The 19,442-nt window shown below is 63.3% G+C and carries 13 protein-coding genes; 4 read left to right on the top strand and 9 right to left on the bottom strand.

The features are described 5' to 3' along the window. Positions 1 to 40 precede the first annotated feature (40 nt). The 4 genes from G5134_RS20290 to trmB all read right to left on the bottom strand — a co-directional run bounded on the left by G5134_RS20290 (position 41) and on the right by trmB (position 3,466). Positions 41 to 1,333: a rhodanese-like domain-containing protein gene (locus G5134_RS20290; RefSeq protein ID WP_421232156.1), complete on the bottom strand. Its 1,293-nt coding sequence runs from the start codon at positions 1,331 to 1,333 to the stop codon at positions 41 to 43. A 28-nt stretch (positions 1,334 to 1,361) separates the two neighbouring features. Next, positions 1,362 to 2,282: a glutaminase B gene (glsB, locus tag G5134_RS20285; protein WP_019839442.1), complete on the bottom strand. Its 921-nt coding sequence runs from the start codon at positions 2,280 to 2,282 to the stop codon at positions 1,362 to 1,364. 123 nt (positions 2,283 to 2,405) lie between these two features. Beyond that, positions 2,406 to 2,738, bottom strand: coding sequence for a YggL family protein (locus G5134_RS20280; protein ID WP_005297793.1), 333 nt, complete (start codon positions 2,736 to 2,738; stop codon positions 2,406 to 2,408). A gap of 14 nt (positions 2,739 to 2,752) precedes the next feature. Beyond that, a complete protein-coding gene (trmB, locus tag G5134_RS20275; RefSeq protein ID WP_215269818.1) occupies positions 2,753 to 3,466 on the bottom strand; it encodes a tRNA (guanosine(46)-N7)-methyltransferase TrmB in 714 nt (237 codons plus the stop codon). A gap of 348 nt (positions 3,467 to 3,814) precedes the next feature. On the opposite strand from trmB, the gene G5134_RS20270 reads away from it, so the two are divergent. Together G5134_RS20270 and G5134_RS20265 are read left to right on the top strand one after the other, a co-directional pair. Continuing rightward, a complete protein-coding gene (locus G5134_RS20270; RefSeq protein WP_043170371.1) occupies positions 3,815 to 4,882 on the top strand; it encodes a M28 family metallopeptidase in 1,068 nt (355 codons plus the stop codon). A 194-nt stretch (positions 4,883 to 5,076) separates the two neighbouring features. After that, on the top strand, positions 5,077 to 6,258 hold the full coding sequence (locus G5134_RS20265) for a PLP-dependent aminotransferase family protein (RefSeq protein ID WP_005297787.1): 1,182 nt from the start codon (positions 5,077 to 5,079) through the stop codon (positions 6,256 to 6,258). Between the two features lie 66 nt (positions 6,259 to 6,324). Here the strand turns inward: G5134_RS20265 and G5134_RS20260 are convergent, their stop codons facing one another. Then, positions 6,325 to 7,857 carry an EAL domain-containing protein gene (locus G5134_RS20260; RefSeq protein WP_017785965.1) on the bottom strand — a complete coding sequence of 511 codons (1,533 nt, stop codon included), beginning with the start codon at positions 7,855 to 7,857 and terminating at the stop codon, positions 6,325 to 6,327. 246 nt (positions 7,858 to 8,103) lie between these two features. On the opposite strand from G5134_RS20260, the gene G5134_RS20255 reads away from it, so the two are divergent. Next, positions 8,104 to 9,009, top strand: a complete 906-nt coding sequence (locus tag G5134_RS20255) for a TIGR01777 family oxidoreductase (protein WP_065017538.1) — start codon at positions 8,104 to 8,106, stop codon at positions 9,007 to 9,009. 93 nt (positions 9,010 to 9,102) lie between these two features. Here G5134_RS20255 and G5134_RS20250 read toward each other — a convergent pair whose 3' ends face one another. Then, a complete protein-coding gene (locus tag G5134_RS20250; protein WP_065017539.1) occupies positions 9,103 to 11,550 on the bottom strand; it encodes an ABC transporter permease in 2,448 nt (815 codons plus the stop codon). After that, positions 11,550 to 12,272, bottom strand: a complete 723-nt coding sequence (locus G5134_RS20245) for an ABC transporter ATP-binding protein (RefSeq protein ID WP_065017540.1) — start codon at positions 12,270 to 12,272, stop codon at positions 11,550 to 11,552. Before G5134_RS20245 ends, G5134_RS20250 begins: the two co-directional genes overlap by 1 nt. Between G5134_RS20245 and G5134_RS20240 the strand changes: the two genes are divergently transcribed. Continuing rightward, complete coding sequence (locus G5134_RS20240; RefSeq protein WP_017785968.1) at positions 12,271 to 12,870, top strand: arylesterase; 600 nt, start codon at positions 12,271 to 12,273, stop codon at positions 12,868 to 12,870. The genes G5134_RS20245 and G5134_RS20240 overlap by 2 nt on opposite strands. Positions 12,871 to 12,955: 85 nt before the next feature. Here G5134_RS20240 and G5134_RS20235 read toward each other — a convergent pair whose 3' ends face one another. Next, a complete protein-coding gene (locus G5134_RS20235) occupies positions 12,956 to 13,900 on the bottom strand; it encodes a chemotaxis protein CheV (RefSeq protein WP_005297781.1) in 945 nt (314 codons plus the stop codon). A gap of 295 nt (positions 13,901 to 14,195) precedes the next feature. Next, positions 14,196 to 19,442, bottom strand: a 5,247-nt coding sequence (locus tag G5134_RS20230) for a VCBS domain-containing protein (RefSeq protein ID WP_421232155.1), incomplete at its 5' end; no start/stop codon positions are given.

Genomic DNA, 19,442 nt, shown 5'->3' with positions numbered 1-19,442 from the left:
AAAAGGCCGGACATGGGTCCGGCCTGCTCTGGATTATCAGTTACTTGGCTGGCTTGCGCTCGCCGGTAACCGTGGGATTGCCGGGATCGGCACTCCACTCATACCAGCCGCCGTCGTAGACGCTGATCCGTTTCCAGTCCATCAGCCAGGCGTAGAAGAAGGCCTCGGAGGCGCGCCAGCCGGTACCGCAGTAGAAGGCGGCCTGCTGGGTCGGCTCTATGTTCCACTCATCCCACATGGCAAGGATCTCGCGGGCCGGCTTCATGGTGCCGTCCGGGTTGTGGAAGTCGCTCATGCTGTTGGCATCGACACCACCGCGACCCCACTTGGCGCCCGGAATGTCGCCCTTCGGCTTGATGTAGCTGTAGCCGGAGGTGTTGCCGACAAACTCGTCCCAGGTGCGCACGCTGACCAGGGCGCCGTCGGGCTGCTTGAGCAGCTCCTTGGCCTGACTCAGGGTGGTGTAGTACTCGGGATGAGCCGGGATGGCGACGCCAAACTCCTTGGCTGGCTTGAAGGTGTTGGCCAGCCCTGTCTCGGTGCGCAGGTGCTGCACGAACCAGGCATCCAGGCCGCCGTCCAGCAGCCGCACGTCCTCGACGCCCGCATACATCATCAGGTGGGCCGCGCGGGCCGCCGCCATGGTGTTGCGACCGTAGAGGATGACGGTAGTGTCGTGACGGATGCCGTTCTCCAGCAACAGCTTCTTGAGCGCCTCGTCAGAGACCTTGTTCCACAGCGGCTCCTCTTCCAGCCGGTTGGTGTCGATGTAGCCGGCCCCCGGGATATGGCTCAGCAGATAGGCCTTGGGTGAACCCCACGCCACCTCGAACAGCTTCCAGTCGCCCTTGGGGGCAGCCACCACCGGCTTGCCCTCCTGCAGATCGGCCAACCAGCGCGGATGGACCAGCTGCTGCCAGCGGGCCAGATGCTCGCGCGGTGCACTTTTCCAGCCCTGCAGCTCGAACAGCTGCTTGATACCCTGCTGGCGCAGCAGGCGGGCCACTTCGGCCACCTCGCGCGGGGCACCGTAGAGCGCCACCGGCCGGTCGGCCCGCAGCCCTTTGGTTGCCAGCGCGGCCGGCCACTCGGCATCGCTGTACTTCCACTCGGCGGAGAGGTTCTCGGCACCGGCCACGTGGCCACCCTGCTGCTCGCCCTCCATGGGCCAGCCCTGGTAGAAGTAGCTGGCGCGGGTATCCAGAATGACCGCCGCCTTGGCCTTGGCGTCAGCCAGCGAGAGCGGTGGCAGCTCGGCTGCCAGGGTCGGCAGGGCATGCCAGAGCAACAAGGTCGCCAGGGTGGCCCGTAACAAGCTCATTATTCGTTTCATGGTGATCTCTCGATTCAGAGTGACAAGGTTAAAAAATGGAGCGGCCCAGACGCTCGGCCAGCAGTTCCAGCGCGGCCGTGCCCGCCAGCGAGTTGCCCGCCTTGTTGAGCTCGGGCGACCAGACACAGACGCACAACTCCCCCGGGATGAGGGCGATGATGCCGCCACCGACCCCCGACTTGCCCGGCATGCCGACCCGATAGGCGAAATCCCCCGCCTCGTCATAGAGGCCGCAGGTAGCGAGCAGGGCATTGACCTGCTTGGTGGTGCGGGCCGGCAGCAGCGGGGAGCTTTCTCCAAGCGGCACGCCGCGGTTGGCCAGATAGATGAAGGCCCGCGCCAGATCGACACAACTCATGCGGATGGCACAGGCATTGAAGTAGCTCTGCAGCACCTTGTCCACTTCGTTCTCGAAGTTGCCATAGGCCTTCATCAGATAGGCGATGGCCGCGTTGCGGGCAGAGTGCTGATATTCGGAGCGCGCCACTACCTGATCCGCCATGATGGCCGGGTTGCCCGAGAGGCGGCGGACCAGCTCCAGGGTGCGCTGACGCGGGGCGGTGAGGCGGGTCTCCAGCAGATCGCTCACCACCAGGGCACCGGCGTTGATGAAGGGGTTGCGGGGAATGCCCTGCTCGAACTCGAGCTGCACTAGAGAATTGAAGGGCTGACCCGAGGGCTCCTTGCCGACCCGGGCCCAGATCTCCTCTTCCTGGTAGAGGGTGAGCGCCAGGGTCAGGCTCAAGGCCTTGGAGATACTCTGGATGGAGAAGGGTTCAAGGGCGTCACCTGCGGTGAACAGCTCCCCTTCGACGGTACAGACGGCGATCCCGAGCCGATCGGCCGGCACCTGAGCCAGTGCGGGAATATAGTCGGCCACCTTGCCCTGTCCGAGCAGCGGGCGCACCTCATCCAGGATGCTGGCCAGTAATTCGGATGACAACACCATAAGCGATTCCATAACTAACGTGGAGATCCCATCACCACCGACAAAAATCCCGCCAGCGGCGGGACTTGTCTATCTGCTGTCGCAGGCTGTCGAACCGGGGCGCCTGCCACAGCCGGCCTGATATCAGGCGGGTTCGCCGTACCAGAGGTCGAACAGCTCGGAAACCACCACGGCTTCCATCCCCTTGCCTTCCAGCCAGGTTTTGACGGCGGCGCGGTCTTCTTCGCTGCACTTGCCCAGCTGCTGGGTGCAGATCATCCCTTCCCAGGCCAGGTGGCCGGAACCGGCGAAGGCCAGTTTGCGGGGTTCGATCACTTCATCGATCATCGCATCGACTACGGCATCGATGGTCTCTTCGGCAGTGCCGACCGGGAAGTTGAAACTGATGTCGAAGCCCATTTCCTGGAATTCATCGACGCGCAGTTTCTTGCGCAGGCGGCGGCTACGATTGGCCATGATAGCTCCTTCAGTTAGTTGACACGTTTGAAAATCAGATCCCACACCCCGTGACCGAGACGGTGGCCACGTTGTTCGAATTTGGTCAGCGGACGCCAGTCCGGACGCGCCACCCAGTTGCCGGTGGCGGAGGTGTTTTCGTACCCCTCGGCGGCGCTCATCACTTCCAGCATGTGCTCGGCGTAGTTCTCCCAGTCGGTGGCCATGTGGAACACGCCACCGATGGCCAGCTTCTGGCGAATGTCCTGGGCAAAAGCCGGCTGGACGATGCGGCGCTTGTGGTGACGGCTCTTGTGCCAGGGGTCCGGGAAGAACAGCTGCAGGCAGGCGAGCGAGCCGTTCGGGATCATGTGCTCCAGCACCTCGACCGCGTCGTGGCAAATCACCTTCAGATTGGTGACCCCCGCTTCCTGGGCGGTGCCCAGGCAAGCACCGACACCCGGTGAGTGCACTTCGATACCGATGAAGTTCTTCTCGGGGGCATTCTTGGCCATCTCCACCAGGGAGGCGCCCATGCCAAAACCGATCTCCAGCACCACAGGGGCCTCGCGGCCAAACAGGGCAACCAGATCGAGCGGCTCCGGTGCGAAATCGATGCCCATGACCGGCCACAGCTCCTCCAGAGCCTTCTCCTGCCCTTTGGTCAGGCGGCCTTCGCGACGGACAAAGCTGCGGATCTTGCGCATGAACTTGCCGTCTTCGTTAAATACATCTTGGGTCACAGGCATAATCAAATTGCTCGTTTATTGCATCGGTCTGGGTCACAGACGACATAAATGGATTGCTAGCTATCTCGTCGTGCTGGTCACAGACGACCGAGATGAATTGCTCGTTGTTTCATCGCTCCACCTCGCCGATGAACGCGAAATTGCTCGTCATTTCATCGCTTGGCGAAACAGGGTAGCGAATTATCCCAAGATAGGCCCAAGGCGCAAGTGTTTCACGCAACAAATCCCCCGACACAGACCAATTCCGCCACCGCGATTGACAAATGCCACCCCGTTCACAGAATCTGCCGGGGCTCGGGCGCATCCTGACCTGCGCAAATAAAACCATACACAACAAAGGATTGCAGTATGAAACACACAGCATTGGCGTTTGCCATCACAGCCCTGCTGGCCGGGTGCAACACCTCCAGCAACGATTCACAGGCCCCCTCCGCCGCCGAGCAGGCCTATGAATACCTGGTGCAGCTGAGCTCCACCGCCGAGGGGATCGGCGCCAGACCCACCGGCAGCGAGGCCGAGACCCGCGCCGCCGCCTGGATCCAGGACCATCTGGCCGGCTGGGGCTACGAGGTGCAACGCCAGCCCTTCACCTACACCCAGAGCGGAACCAGCAAGGCCTCCCAGAACCTCGTCGCCGAGCTCAAGGGCAAGAGCGACAAGGTGATCCTGATCGGTGCCCACTATGACAGCACAGGCGACAAGAAAGGCTCCGAGGGAGCCACCGACAACGGTGCAGGCGTCGCCGCCCTGCTGGCGGTGGCCGAAGCGCTCAAGGGGCAGACCCTGCCCTACACGGTGCGCTTCGCCTTCTTCGGCGCCGAGGAGAACGGCCTCAACGGCTCCAAGGCCTATGCCGCCAGCCTCGACAGCGCCGCCGTCGCCAAGCTGCTGGCCATGGTGAACTACGACACCATCGCCGGGGGCGACATCGTCTACGTCCACTCGGCCCACTCCGACGTGGCCGAGTACAAGTGTGCCGATCCGAGCCGCTACAGCTTCGATCCCAAGGTGCGGGATCGCCTGCTGGCCATCTCCAAGCAGACCGCCACCCCGTTTGCCATCCACCCCAGCTACAGCGGCTACCCGGAAGGGGAGACCGGCGGCTGGTCCGATCATGCGCCGTTCGCCTGCCTGGGGGTGCCCGTCGCCTACGTGGAGGCCACCAACTTCACCATCAACGGGGAAGATGGCTATGACGGCTACTCCCAGACCACCAATCCGGCGCTGTGGGACTGCTACGACGAGGCCACCAAGAGCGCCTGCGATCGGGGCAGCGAAACCCAGTGGGGCAAGATCTGGCATACCCAGTATGACCGCCTCGACAAGATGGCCGAGCTGTTCCCGGGCCGGGTACAGCAGCAACTCGGCGCCAACACCGAGCTGATGCTCCGCTTCCTCAGGGAGCCGGGTCTGTAACCCTGCCATCTCGCCGCTGAACCGGGGCTTTTACGCCTCGCGGCCTTCCCCGGCCGATAAAATTCGGGCAGGTGCCAAACCTGCCCTTTTTTATCGATTTTTGTTACAGCCATTGCCTCATTTTTTAAATCTGATACAAACGGATAACTTGGCGGTCGAATGGAGCGACCGCTCACCACGCCAGAGAGAATCCTATGCAGCCCTTTTTTGCCCAGCGCTTCGAGAAGGTAGAGCCTTCCTTCATCCGCGAGATCCTCAAAGTTGCCGCCAATCCGGAGATCATCTCCTTCGCCGGCGGCCTGCCCAATCCGCACCTGTTCCCGGTCAAGGCCATCGAGCAGGCCTGCCAGGACGTGCTGCGCGAGCAGGGCGCCGCGGCCCTGCAGTATGCGGCCACCGAGGGCTTCGCCCCGCTGCGCCAGTACATCGCCGACCGCTATCTGGCCCGCCACGGCATGCAGGTCAATCCGGACAACATCCTCATCACCAGCGGCTCCCAGCAGGCGCTGGATCTGCTGGGCAAGGTGCTGATCGACGAGGGACAAGACCTCATCATCGAGGAGCCGGGCTATCTTGGCGCCATCCAGGCCTTCTCCGTCTATCAACCTGCCTTCAAGCCCATCACTCTGGGTGAAGAGGGGCTGGATCTGGCGGCGCTGGATGCGCTGCTGGCCAGTGGCTCCAACGCCAAGCTGCTCTATGGCGTACCCAACTTCCAGAACCCGAGCGGCGTCTCCTACAGCCGCGCCAATCGCGAGGCGCTGGCCGAGCGGCTGGTACGCCACGAGCTGCTGATGGTGGAAGACGACCCCTACGGCGAGCTGCGCTTCGAGGGCGAGCATCTGCCCCCCATCGCCAAACTGGCGCCGAACAATACCGTGCTGCTCGGCTCCTTCTCCAAGACCGTCGTCCCGGCCTTCCGCCTCGGCTGGATGCTGGTGCCGGACTGGTTGCGCAAGAAGGTCACCATCGCCAAGCAGGCCACCGACCTGCACAGCAACGCCTTCAGCCAGCAGGTGCTGCACCGCTTCCTGATCGACAACTCGCTGGATGCTCACCTCGAGAAGATCAAGGAGGTCTATGGCCGCCAGCGCGCCGCCATGGAGGCCGCCCTGGCCCGTCACTGCCCGCCCGGCGTCAGCTATACCCGGCCGGAAGGGGGCATGTTCCTCTGGCTGACCCTGCCCGCCAGCGTCAGCGCCATGGCGCTGTTTGACGAGGCGATCAAGGAGAAGGTGGCCTTCGTACCGGGCGCCCCCTTCTATGTGCGCCCCGAGATCCAGAACACCCTGCGCCTGAGCTTCTCCTGCGTGGATGAAGCCACCATAGAGGAGGGGGTCAAGCGTCTGTGCCGCGCCCTCGCCCGCATGCTCTGACAGGCCTCGGGATGAAAAAAAACCAGCGACCAAGGTCGCTGGTTTTTTTATGGGTGGCGGGCTGGCTCAGGCCTTCGCCAGCAGGGCGGCAAACTCCTTCATCGGCATCGGCCGGCCAAAGAGATAACCCTGCAGGAAGGTCACCTGACGCGCCCTCAGATAGGCGGCCTGCACCTCGTTCTCCACCCCTTCGGCCACCAGTTGCAGACCGAGCCGGGTCGCCAGATCGATGACGTTCTCGACGATATGGCTGGAGAGGGCATCCGAGCCGATCATGCCGACGAAGCTCTGATCAATCTTGAGAAAGTCCACCTGGAACTGCTGCAGGTAAGTGAGGCTGGAGTGGCCGGTGCCGAAGTCGTCGATGGCGATGAAGACGCCCAGCTGATGCAGCTCGGCAAACAGCCGGTCGGTCGTCTCGTCTGCCACGATCAGCTCCCGCTCGGTCAGCTCCAGCACCAGCTTGACGGGGTTCTCCCGAAACGCGTTGATGAACTGGCGACAATCCTCCACCAGGCTCAGATCCTTGCAGTGACTGGCGCTGATGTTGAAGCCAAAGTGGAACCCTCTGGGCAGGCTGTGCACTCGGCCTGCGAACTGTTCGCGCACCTGCTCCATCAGCAGGCGGGTCATGGGCACGATGAGGCCGCTGTCTTCGGCCAGCGGGATGAAGCGATCCGGCGAGATGAGGCCCTGACGCGGATGCTGCCAGCGCATCAGCACCTCGCAGCCGCTCCAGTGGGCGTCGTCACCGGTCACCACCGGCTGCAGGTAGGGGATGAACTCCCGCTGATCCAGCGCCCGCCGCAGCTCCTGGGAGGGAGAGGTCGAGCGGCCGGTCAGCCAGTAGACCAGACAGCCCACCACCAACCCCAGCAGGGGATAGATGATGAGGCTGGCGCGGGAGTAGGTCCAGATGTGGCTGCCGTACTCGTCATAGGAGAGCTCGGTGACGACCCGAAACGGGTACTTGCCAGAGACCTGCTCCAGCGAGCCCAGCACCACGGGCGGCACCTCGTCGTGGATCTGGCCGTTGGCCAGCATGCTCTGCGCCCCGATCACCAGGGTCAGCGGCGAGTTGCGGCTGAGCATGTCGAGGATGTTGTGCAGATAGTAACCGTCGACCCCGACCAGCACGCTGTACTCCCCCACCGGCTGGCGATAGACCACCAAAGGCCGATCCGGGGTCACCGGGTTGCCCCGCATCAGATCCAGCTGGCCATTGGCGTAGTCGGCCAGCTTGAAGGGGCCATGATAGGAGCCATAGAGCGAGGTGCAGTAAACCACTTCCCCCCTGGCCAGGTTGACGGTGCGCACGTCCGGTATGGTGGCCACCTGATCCCGCAGCCCCTGCACCACCTCCTCGCAGGGGCGCCCGACGCTGCCCTCTACCATGGCGGCCGCCTGGTGAGCGTGATCCAGGGTGCGCTCCAGCATGTTGCGAGCATGGAGCAGGCGCTCTTCGGCATCCTGTTTCATGCCGGCAAAGGTCTGCCAGGAGACGATCAGCACGCCGAGCAGCAGGGGCAGCAGGCCGGCCAGCAGTGCCGCCCCCAGCCGGGTATAAAACTGGCGCAACCTCAAACGACGAAACGGCATACTCCCCCTCGCGGCAACGGTGAAAAGGCGGACGAGTCTACTCCTATCCCCTTTCCTGACAAGCATCTTCTGATGCATTGGACAACAGGGCAAGGCGCCCGGTCAGGGCAGGCGACATGACGGCTCACACCCTGGGTGAGCGCCGCCCACGCCTGCAGTGACGATTATAATCTTTGCAAAAACAGTTGCTTGTTCATCTTGAGCAGGCCCACTAGAGTAGAGCCAACAGCGTCAGGGAGTCTGGATATGAAAATATTGATCACGGGCGGGACGGGCTTTATCGGTCGCCGCCTGGTGGCCCACCTCAAGGTGGCGCACGAGGTGCTGGTGCTGACCCGCCAGGGCAGCCGCGCCTACGATCTGCTCGGCCACGACGTCAAGCTGATCGATACCCTGGACCGGCTCGACAACCTCAACGACGTGGATGCGGTCATCAACCTGGCGGGAGAGCCCATCGCCGCCGGCCGCTGGAGCGAGCGGCGCAAGCAGCAACTCTGCGACAGCCGCTGGCTGCTGACCGAGCAGCTGGTCGATCTCATCAAGCTCTCCGACACCCCCCCCAGGGTGCTGATCAACGCCTCCGCCATCGGCTGGTATGGCCGCCAGGGCGATGCGCCGCTGGACGAACAGTGCCAGACCCCTCACGACGAATTCACCCATCAGCTCTGTCAGCAGTGGGAAACCCTGGCCCGCGAGGCCCGCAGCAAGCATACCCGGGTCTGCATCGTGCGCATCGGGCTGGTGCTCGGCACCGACGGCGGCGCCCTGCCCAGAATGCTGCCTCCCTATCGCCTCGGCCTCGGCGGCCCCATGGGCACGGGAAACCAGATCATGAGCTGGATCCACATTCAGGATCTGGTGCGCGCCATCCTGTTCCTGCTGGATCACGAGGAGTGCGACGGCCTCTTCAACGGCACAGCGCCGCAGCCGGTCAGCAACCGCGAGTTCAGCAAGACTCTGGCCGGCACCCTGCACCGGCCGCACCTCTTCTTCGTGCCGGCCCCCCTGTTGCAGCTGTTGATGGGCGAGGCGGCCGATCTGCTGCTCACCGGCCAGAAGGTGTTGCCGACCCGTCTGCAGCAGGCCGGCTTCCACTTCACCTACCCGGAACTGCCCCAGGCCCTTGCCAATCTGCTCAGCACAGCCCGCTGACCGGGCTCTTCAGCCAACCGGATAACAATCAGCCCGGCCATTGGCCGGGCTGATTGTTGTTGTGCCTCGCGGCATCCGCGCAGGATCTGGTGCTCAGAGCAGGCCCTGCCCCAGTCCCCGCAGCCGATCGCTCAGGGTGCCCGCCAGCAGTTGGCGCTGCATGCCCTGCCCGGCCAGCGTCACCAGCACGGCCCCCAGCAGCGGCAGACCGGCCCAGATGGCCCAGTGGAACTGCCACTGTCCCTCGAACCACCACCACTGCAGGCCGAAGGAGCAGAGCTCGACCACCATGGCGGCGCACAGCCCCGCCAGCAGGCCGCTGGCAACCAGCTCCCAGCGCAGCATCTTCCTGAGCAGCTCGCTGCCGGCCCCCAGGGTGCGCATCAGCAGCAGCTCCCGGCGCCGGTGGGCCATGCTGGCTTGGGTCTGGGTCAGCAGCACCAGCAGCGCCGCCACCGTCACCAGCCCCAGCATCAGCCCCAGCGCCCGGCTCACCTGATCCGACACCGCCGTCAGCCGCACGATCAAATCGTCCACATCGATCAGGCTCACCGTGGGGTGCCGGCGGATCAGCTCCACTTCGGCCACCCGGCCCTGCTCCGGCAGACGATAGCTGCCGAGCCAGGTCTGGGAGAAGGGGGCCAGCACGTCCGGCGAGAAGATCATGTAGAAGTTGGGGCGCATGTTGTCCCACTTGATGGCCCGCAGGCTGGTCACCTTCGCCTTGAAGCTGCGCCCCTCGATGGTAAAGCCCAGGGTGTCGCCGAGGGCGATGTCGAGTCGCTTGGCCAGATCCTTGTCTACCGATACCTGGCCGGGGCCATCCAGCCAGCGTCCTGCGGTCAGGGTGTTGTCTGGCGGCAGGGTGGCGGTGGTGGTGAAGTTGAGCTCGCGATTGACCCCCTCGCGGCCATCTTCATCCGTGTCGCGCACCGCCTCGCTGGCGATGCTGACCAGCCGGCCACGCACCATGGGGTAGAAGTCCGAAGTCACGGCCCCCGCCTGGCGCAGATCGGCCAGGATCCCCTCCCGCTCCCCGTCCGCCACGTTGACCAGGAAGCGGTTGGGGGCATCAGCCGGCAGCCGGGCCGAAAACTCGCCGAGCAGGTCGACCCGCGCCGCCCAAAGCAGACCGAACAGCATGAGTGCCAGCGCAAAGCCCGCCAGCTGGAACAGACCACTGCCCCGCTCGCGGGAAAGGTGGCTGATGGCCAGCCGCAGCGCGTGAGGGCCCTGTACCCGGCGCCCCAGTCGCAGCAGCAGGGAGGCGATCACTGCCAGCAGCCCCATCAGCAGGCCCATGCCGCCGATCAGCCCCAACGCCAGAGTCGCATCGGCGGTGAAGCCCCACACCAGCCCAAACAGGCCGAGCAGCGCCACCGGCAACGCCAGCCAGGGCGGGATCCCCGCCTCCAGCTCGCGGCGCAGCACCCGCAGCGGCGGCACCTTGAGCAGACGCAGGAAGGGCACGAAGGCCAGCAGCAGGGTGATGAAGAAGGCCACCGCCAGCCCCAGCGCAAAGGGGCGCCACGACGGCGGCGGCAGATCGGCCGGCAGCAGGTTGCCCAGCAGATGCAGGGTCAGCCACTGCATGGCGCTACCCGCCACCAGACCGAGCAGGGCGCCCGCCAGGGTCAGTGACAGCAGCAGGGTGCCCATCAGTTGCCAAAGCGTGCGCCGCGACGCGCCGAGCGTCTTGAGCAGCGCCACCATGTTGGTCTGGCGCTCGGCAAAGTGACGGACCGCGATGCCCATGGCCAGCGCCCCCAGCAGCACCCCGGCCAGGGAGGCGAGCCGGAAGAAGCGCTCGGCATTGGCCAGCGAGCGGCCAACCTGGGAGCCCTGGTCGTCCGGCTTGATCAGCTTCTGTCCCGCCTTGAGCCTGGGCTTGAGCCAGCGTTCATAGTCGGCCACCTGCTCGCGGGTGCCCTTGAACAGGTAGCGCCACTGCTGGCGGCTGCCCGGCAGCAGGGCACCGGTCGCCTCCACATCGGCGCTGTGGATCAACGCCCTCGGCGCCAGCAGGAAGGGGCTGAAGCCCTGATCCGGCTCCTGACCCAGCACTCCCGCCACCTTGAGCACCGTATTGCCCACTTCCAGCTCATCCCCCGGCTTGGCCGCCAACAGCTGCATCACCCGGGCGGAGAGCCAGATCTCGCCAGGCGCCGGGGCCCGCTGGGGGGTCAGCTCCAGCTTGCCGTAAAAGGGGAAATCCTCAGGCACGGCGCGGATAGACGCCAGCTGCAGGGCATCCCCATGAAACAGCATGCTGTTGAAGCTGACCGTGGTCTGCACCGCCAGACCCGTTTTGGCCGCCTGTTCGAGCCAGCCGGCCGGCGCCGGCGTAGCCGAGCGCAGCGCCCGGTCGGCACCGATAAAGTCCCGCCCCGAGGCCTTGAGCCCAGCATCCAGCCGATCCGCCACCAGGGCCACGCTCAGCACACAGGCCACGCTCAGCGCCAGCGCCAGCACGAACCAGCGCAGTTCGCCGTTGAATCCTTCGCGCCGCAACAGGCGCAATCCCAGTCGCCACTGACTCATCACAGCTCCCTGACTCTTGCTGCAGAGGCGTCTTCGGATGCTGGCGCAGCCGCCTCCAGTTGCCCCGCCGCCATCACCAGCTGCCGCTGGCAACGCCGGGCCAGGTCGTGATCATGGGTCACCACCACGAGCGTGGTGCCGTGCTCGCGGTTGAGCTCGAACAGCAGCTCGATCACCCGCTCCCCGGTCTTGCTGTCGAGGTTGCCGGTGGGCTCATCGGCCAGCAGCAGGCTGGGCCTCGTCATGAAGGCGCGGGCGATGGCCACCCGCTGCTGCTCGCCGCCGGAGAGACGCGGCGGCAGATGGTGCAGCCGTTCATTGAGGCCGACCGCCGCCAGCAACTCGCGAGCCCGCGGCTCGCAGCGGGTCTCGCCGCGCAGCTCGGCGGGCAGCATGACGTTCTCCAGCGCGCTCAGGGTGGGCAGCAGCAGGAAAGACTGGAAGATGAACCCCACCTGCTCGGCCCGCAGCCTGGCACGCCCCTCCTCGTCCAGTTGAAGCAGCGACTGGCCGAGGATCTCGATATCCCCCTGGCTCGGCAGATCCAGCCCGGCCAGCAGCCCCAGCAGGGTGGACTTGCCGGAGCCTGAGGCACCGACCAGCGCCACCGTTTCGCCGCTATTGACTTGCAGGTCGATCCCTTCAAGGATGGTGAGGCTTTCCTGGCCCAGGCGCACTGTCTTGCCCAGGCCCTTGACGTTGATAATGGGAGTTGAATTCATGACGCGTTTCCTGTTTGCCTTGTGCTGCCTGGTGTCATCGGTGCAGGCCCAGACCCTGCTGGTGCTGGGCGACAGCCTGAGTGCGGGTTATCAGATGCCGGCGGAGCAGAGCTGGCCTGCCCTGCTCAATCAGAAATGGCAGCAGCAGGGGGGTAAACATCAGCTTATCAATGCCAGCATCAGTGGTGAAACTACGCAAGGGGCGCTGGCCAGATTACCCGCCCTGCTCAAAGAACATCAACCGGACTGGGTGCTGATCGAACTGGGTGGCAACGACGGGTTGCGCGGGTTCGCCCCTGCCATCACCCGGGACAACCTGGCCAAGATGGTGGCCCTGACCAAGGCGCAGCAGATCAACACTGTATTGACCCAGATCCAGCTGCCCCGCAACTACGGCACCCGCTACCTGCGCCAGTTCGAGCAGATCTTCCCGGAACTGGCCAGCGCCAATCAGCTGCCGCTGATGCCCTTCTTCATGGATGATATTGCGCTGCGCCCTGAACTCATGATGAACGATGGCATTCACCCCACCGCCGCCGCCCAGCCGCAGATCCGCGACCGGGTGGCCAGCTTCATCGAGCCGCTGCTGACCCAATGAGTCCGCTATGGCGCCTCGTCCGCCATCCGGGTCGCACGGCCCAATAAAAAATCCCGCCTTGGCGGGATTTTTTATTGCTCCTGAATTAGCGCTCCAGGATCTGGCGCAGCCGCTCCTGAGCCACGCCAACCAGCAAGTCTGGCTGGAACTTGGAGATGAAGCGATCGCAGCCCACCTTCTTGACCATGGCCTCGTTGAAGTTGCCACTCAAAGAGGTGTTGAGGGTGATAAAGAGATCGGACATGCGGGCATCGCTGCGAATTTCGTGGGTCAGCCGGTAGCCGTCCATCTCCGGCATCTCGGCATCGGTGATCATCAGCAGGATCTCGTCGGTCACCTTCTTGCCCGCATCGCACCACCCCTTGAGCAGGTTGAGCGCCTGCAGCCCATCCTGGCATTCGATCACCTCCAGCCCCAGCTGGCCCAGGGTCTCGCGCACCAGGTTGCGGGCCGTACTGGAGTCGTCGACGATGAGCACCTTGCGGCCGTGCATTTCCGGCAGGATATCCCGATCCAGCACCTCTTCCGAGATGCGGATGTCGTAGGTGATGATCTCGGCCAGCACCTTCTCCACGTCGATGATCTCGACGATCTGATCGACACCGTCCTCCGGAATGCGGGTGATGGCGGTCAGGTAGTTCGCCCGCCCGGCCGAGCGCGGTGGCGGCAGTATGTCCTTCCAGGTCATGTTGACGATGTTGGCCACCTGGCCGACCAGAAAGCCCTGAATGGTGCGGTTGTACTCGGTGATGATGAGGTTGGATTCGGCATCGATGGGCATGGGGCGCATGCCGATGGCGCTGCGCAGGTTGATCACCGGAATGGAGGTGCCGCGGATGTTGGCCACCCCGCTGATGTTGTGGTGTGCACCGGGCATCTTGTTGAGGTGAGGCAGCTTGACTACTTCCCGTACTTTGAACACGTTGATCGCAAACAGCTGCTGGGATCCCAAACGAAACATCAACAGCTCCAGGCGGTTCTCCCCTACCAACTGGGTACGCTGATCCACCGAATCCAATATGCTCGCCATATAAAGCCCTTACGTCCGTTGCCCGAGTCTCGCCATAGTATAGAAGGGTCAGAATCCCAACACGACCCGTATTCTTATCCTATGTCGGCCAGATGATGGCTGAACTTGATTAAAAAAAGCGAGACCCCGCTCGCGCCCATGCTCTCTTCAAGCCTGTCAGTAGTCATTCACCTAAATTCCCGCTCCTGGCGCACATTCACCTCCCTTTGGGGGTAAGCATCGAGCCAGCCCGGTAGCGCCATCCATAAAAAAAGCGGCAGATTGCTCTGCCGCTTTTTGCCTGGGGTCGACCGGATTACTTGTCGATATCCAGCATGTTGTTGTTGAGCATGTAGTCGATCACCTGGGACGAGGTGGCCGCCGCACTGCCGGTGAGGCTGTCGAACGTGTGGTTCATCAGCACTATCTCCTGGGTCACGGGGGCGGCGCTGCTCTCCTTGACCTGCAGATGCACCCCTTCACTGTCCTGGAAGACCGAGAGCAGGCTCTTCAGATCGTTCTGGTTGCGAGAACCGTCGTGATCCAGCAGGTCGCTCAGATCCAGCTTGTCACCTTCCGCCTTGGAGAAGTCGACCACGTAGTCCTTGGCCACGCTGCCCGCAGCTGTGTCGCCCTGCAGCCAGGTGAAGGTATCGGCGCCGCCATCCCCCTTGAGGATGTCATTGCCAAGCCCGCCGACCAGGATGTCATTGCCCAGACCACCGCTCAGGGTATCGTCGCCAATGCCGCCAAACAGGGTGTCGTTGCCGCTGCCACCGTACAGGGTATCGTTGCCGCTCTCGCCATACAGGGTGTCGTTGCCGGCACCACCGAACAGGATGTCGTTGCCGGCACCGCCAAACAGGAAGTCATCGCCACCCTGACCAAACAGAATGTCGTTGCCATCGCCGCCGATCAGCACGTCCGCCTTGTCGTTGCTGGAGGACTGATCAAACTCGCTGGCATGATCCGTGATGTAGTCATGGACCTGGGCATCGGTCACCGAGCCTGCGCTCAGCTTGCCGGCCACATACTGCTTGATGGCCGCGTAGCCTTCACCGTTGATGCCGGCAAAGTGGATCGCATCACCGAACAGGATGTCGTCACCGGCACCGCCGTCGATCCGGTCGCTGCCCGGCAGGTTGTTCACCGAGGTACCCAGGATGGCGTTGGCCAGGTCGTTGGCTGACACGTTGAACTGCACAATCTGATCACTGTCGAACAGCTTCAGGGTATCGATGGAGACGTTGCTGCCGATGCCGATCGCTTCCAGCGTCACGTTATTGGCCAGCAGAAGCGGCAGCACAGCCAGCGCATTTTGCAATGCCCAGTAGTTGCTGTCATAGGAGGTGGAGATCTCGAAGGTACCATCCCCCTGTGCCTTCAAGGTCCCGATGGTGGTCGAGCTCCACTTGTTGTTATTGCCCTGCGACCACTTCTGAACATTGCCGTTCGCGTCGATCAGCACCCGGTTGGTGCCGCCTATGTTGGCGTAGAAGGCTTCACCCGGCACATAGTTGTTGACGTTGACAAACGAATCGAGACGCTCGTTGGTCTTCGTATTCACGATCGGGTTGGTATCTTCATAGTCGTAATAGGTGTTTGGTGCCCCATCGGTAATGAAGTACGCCAGGTTCTTCGCATTGGTGTTGTTCTTGGCGGTGTCGCTGTTGAACCAGTTGGAGGTTGTCTTGAGCGCATCCTCGTAGTTGGTCGCCCCACCATTCCAGTAACTGCCGTCCATGCTGTCGAGCACGGCCTGCAACCTGGTCAGGACATTGGGATCCTTCAAGTCCACGCTGATGGACTTGTTGGCCTGACTGTCGAAGTCCACCAGGAAGATGTTGACCTTGCCCGCCCCCTCAGTACCGGCACTGGTCTTGAGGGTTGCAAACACCTGCGCCAGCTGGCTCTTGATGGTGTTCATGGCACTGGTGCCGATACTGCCCGAGCTGTCGACCATGAAGGCGATGTTGTAGTTTTGGCCCGGCAGCACCACGCTGCCATCCAGATCCCCGACCACGATATTGTGTTCGCTGCCGTAGGTACGGTTCTGATCGCCCGGCTCCCCTTCGGTAGAGAGGAAGTAGCTCATGCGGATCGAATCCTGATCCGATGCGCTGCTGGTCTGATCGGTCGCCACTTCCTTGGCGATGGCTTCAACCTTGAGGTCGAACTGGCCGGCACTGCTGCCCGGCACCCGCAGGGTCAGACCAGTCAGTTTGACGTCCAGCGCGCTCTGGTTCCACAGACCGGTCAGCGTCAGCTTGCCATCGGCCCCCACTGTGCCAAGCACGGTGGAGCCCTGATACAGCGTCGACCCCGTCGGCATGCCGGTCAGCACCAGGCTGTCGAACTGCTCGCTGCCATCCCGGTCGGTCAGGGAGGCGCTGATCTCGAGCGGATAATCCACCAAGCTGGGCGGTACCGCCGTCAGGGTGCCGTCGGTCTGGTTGAACTGGTAGATGCCGTCATCAAACTGCACCAACTCGATGTCGTAGAGCGACTTGCTGATGGTGACGCCGTTCTCCTTGACCAGGAAGTTGAAACCGCCGTCACTTCTGCGCTCGATGACATAGTTGGCGCGCGAGCCCATCAGCACGGCCAGGTCAGTCCCGGCGCCGCCATACAGGGTGTCGCCACCCAGCCCGGCTACCAGAATGTCGTTGCCGGTGCCGCCGTCGAGGGTGTCACCTGAGGTGGAGTTGCCACCAACCAGCACATCATTGCCCGCACCGCCGACGAAGTAATCTCCGCCGCCCTTGATGCTGACGATGTAGTCGTTGCCGCTGGTACCCACCACGCTGTCTTGAGTGGTGGTGCTGTCGGTAAAGCTGCTGGTGATGCCAAAGCTGCCCTTGTTGAAGTTGCCGCTCTGGAACGCCCCGGTGGAGATGCCGGACGACGGGTACTGGCTATAGAGCGGTACACCGTTGCCGGTCAGGCTGATGTCGACCACCGGCTTGTCCGCCACCGCCGCGATATCGATCACCAGCTTGCCGCTGTTGCTCAGGTTGGCGCCGTCGCTGATCTGGTAACCAAAGCTGGCGTAGTCGCCCTGCAGGTTGCCGGTCACGACGCCATTGCCGTTGCTGGCATTGGTGCTCGACTCGTTGAGGCCCGGCACGAAGCGCAAGTGACCGCTGTCGATATCGGCGTAGGAGACCAGATCCCCCACCTTCACCGCAATCCACTGGCCGGCTGCGTTCAGGTACTCCAGCTTGCCGTTCAGCGGCAAGGTATTGATCTGCACGCTCAGGTCGGAGGCTGCCTGATCATCGCTGGCACCAAACTGGGCCCACTTCAGCACCAGCGGCGTATCTTCCTTGCCGGCACTGTAGCCACCCGTGGTCACCGGCGCACGATCGTTGTCGATGATGGTACCGGTGCCGTTCTGGCCGCCAACGGTCACGGTCAGGGTTTCATTCGCCTCGACCAGACGATCGTCCACTGTCGGGATGGTCACAGTAAAGCCCGACACCCCGGCCGGCACCGTGATCTTGCCGGTAGTGCTGTTGTAGGTCACCCCGTTGCTGAACTGGGCGGTGCCCCAATCAAGGCTGGAGGCCGGATTGGCGCCGCTGCCCTTGATGTTGAAGTCATACTGGGTCGCTTCCTGGGTCGCATCCGACAGCGTTACCGTGTGCAGCAGGTTGCCACCCTCGGTCGCGCTCTCGCTGGAGACCGACTGCACAATGGGCGTAAACAGCGGTTTGGTTGCGAAAGAGCCCAGGCTGTAGTCGCCGTCGCCATCCACCACCTTGATCTGGAAGTCGATGTCGCCATCGCCCAGCGGCTTGGACATGTTCTGATACTGGAAGAACTCCCACTTGCCGGTGGCCGGGGTAAATTCCAGACGGAACACCAGGGTGCCATCGCTGGCCGTGCCGATCAGGGTATTGGCCGATTCCATCGAGGTGGTGATCAGTTTGCCGGTCGCCGTGGTCAGCCCGGTCTCGGTGGAACCGACCAGCTGCATGTAGCCCTTGCCGTCGGCGCCCCACTGCGGGGTAACCGTGCCGGAACCGTAGGCGATGGCCGGTGCCGTGGTCGCCCCGAGGAACTCGATGCTCTTCACGGTGAAGTCGCTGTTGTCGGCGTAGAGGCCGTTACCATTGTTGGTGGCCTTGATGACCATGGTATCGAAGCCACCCTGCTGCACCTGGAAGTTGCCGGCATAGTCGCCACCCGCCGCGTTGGAGCTGAAGGTCTGGGTACCGATCAGCACGCCGCCGCGGTAGAACTCGACCACCCCGCTCTCCAGCTCGCCACCGAACATCTGGCTGAACTTGATGTTGGCGCCATAGGCCACCTTGCCCGCATCCAGCTTGATGATCAGCTGCTCGGATGCCGAAGTGCCGTCTGCGAAGTGGCGGAAGTCCACCTCGTTGGCGAGGTTGTGGTTCGGTGAACCAACGCTGGAAACACCCAGGCCGGCGCTGGAACCGTTGACATTGGCCGTCGTCAGGGCCGAGTTGGTCGACGAGGTAAAGCCCAGCGCCGTGATGCTGAAACCGCTCACGTTCAGGGTCATCTGGTTGCTGCCACTGTACTTGGTCAGATCAAACAGGCCGGTTAGAGTATCCGGGATGTTGGTCTTGATGACGGAGACGGCCGCCATGTCGCCAGCCACCGGTGAGTCGTCCTCGACCGAAATGGGCAGGCTGCCGGTGGTGGTGGTCTTGCCATCCGATACGGTCACACCGATCTGGAAGTTGAGTACGTCTTCACTGCCCTTGACCGGATGATCCAGCGGGGCTTTGAGCGTCACGTCGTAGCTCCAGTCGCCCTTGCCGTTGCCGGCAGGTGCGGTCAGCTTCACATCCATGACCGCCTTGTAATCGGCGCCGCCCGGAGTGCCGGTATAACCGATCAACACCTTGGTAGCAGCATTCCAGCTCCACTGCACCGCGGCACCGCCAGCCGTCAGGCCAGCCGGCCCGTTCAGGCTGATGGTGAGGGTATCCTGACTATCGACGTCGCCAACCGTGATCTTGCCGCTGGCGACCACGCTGTCGGTGGTATCACTGCTGCCTGCCGTGTCGGCAATGCCGCCGGCCAGCCCCTCTTCGGAGATCACAGCCCCCTTGTCGATACTCAGGGTCGGTGCATCGTTGGTGCCGGTGATGGTGAGGGTCAGGGTGCTGGTCCGGCTCTCGGTGCCGTCGGTTGCAGTGTAGGTAAACACCACCCCCGCGGTCTGGCCGGCCGCCAGTTTCTGCGCATCCGCGCCATTGGCATTGAAGCTGTAGCTGCCGTTAGCCCGGATGGTCAGGGTGCCGTAGCTGTTGGTCAGCACGGTGTCACCACTGGCGTTCACGGCCGTGGCCGTCCCGCTGGTGCCGCTCAGGATACCGGTCACCTTGAGGGCGTTGCCATCGACATCGCTATCGTTGGCCAGCACGCCGTTCGCAGCATTGACCGTCAGGATCGCATCTTCGTTGACCGCGCCCACATCCGGTTTCAGTACCGGTGCATCGTTGCTACCGGTGATGGTCACGGTCACGCTCGACTTGGTGCCGTCCACGCTGGTGACGCCAAAGGTCTCGCTCACCTTGTCACC

The sequence above is a fragment of the Aeromonas sp. 600276 genome, assembly GCF_049175815.1.
In the GTDB taxonomy this organism is placed as follows: Bacteria; Pseudomonadota; Gammaproteobacteria; order Enterobacterales; family Aeromonadaceae; genus Aeromonas; species Aeromonas dhakensis.
Note: the sequence above shows the minus strand (reverse complement) of the source record. Positions and strands in the feature narration are given on the sequence as shown.

What these genes read in the sequence shown, in the direction of transcription:
- G5134_RS20290 (WP_421232156.1), bottom strand. Translation starts at nt 1,333, where the DNA reads ATGAAACGAATAATGAGCTTGTTACGGGCCACCCTGGCGACCTTGTTG.
- glsB (WP_019839442.1), bottom strand. Translation starts at nt 2,282, where the DNA reads ATGGTGTTGTCATCCGAATTACTGGCCAGCATCCTGGATGAGGTGCGC.
- G5134_RS20280 (WP_005297793.1), bottom strand. Translation starts at nt 2,738, where the DNA reads ATGGCCAATCGTAGCCGCCGCCTGCGCAAGAAACTGCGCGTCGATGAA.
- trmB (WP_215269818.1), bottom strand. Translation starts at nt 3,466, where the DNA reads ATGCCTGTGACCCAAGATGTATTTAACGAAGACGGCAAGTTCATGCGC.
- G5134_RS20270 (WP_043170371.1), top strand. Translation starts at nt 3,815, where the DNA reads ATGAAACACACAGCATTGGCGTTTGCCATCACAGCCCTGCTGGCCGGG.
- G5134_RS20265 (WP_005297787.1), top strand. Translation starts at nt 5,077, where the DNA reads ATGCAGCCCTTTTTTGCCCAGCGCTTCGAGAAGGTAGAGCCTTCCTTC.
- G5134_RS20260 (WP_017785965.1), bottom strand. Translation starts at nt 7,857, where the DNA reads ATGCCGTTTCGTCGTTTGAGGTTGCGCCAGTTTTATACCCGGCTGGGG.
- G5134_RS20255 (WP_065017538.1), top strand. Translation starts at nt 8,104, where the DNA reads ATGAAAATATTGATCACGGGCGGGACGGGCTTTATCGGTCGCCGCCTG.
- G5134_RS20250 (WP_065017539.1), bottom strand. Translation starts at nt 11,550, where the DNA reads ATGAGTCAGTGGCGACTGGGATTGCGCCTGTTGCGGCGCGAAGGATTC.
- G5134_RS20240 (WP_017785968.1), top strand. Translation starts at nt 12,271, where the DNA reads ATGACGCGTTTCCTGTTTGCCTTGTGCTGCCTGGTGTCATCGGTGCAG.
- G5134_RS20245 (WP_065017540.1), bottom strand. Translation starts at nt 12,272, where the DNA reads ATGAATTCAACTCCCATTATCAACGTCAAGGGCCTGGGCAAGACAGTG.
- G5134_RS20235 (WP_005297781.1), bottom strand. Translation starts at nt 13,900, where the DNA reads ATGGCGAGCATATTGGATTCGGTGGATCAGCGTACCCAGTTGGTAGGG.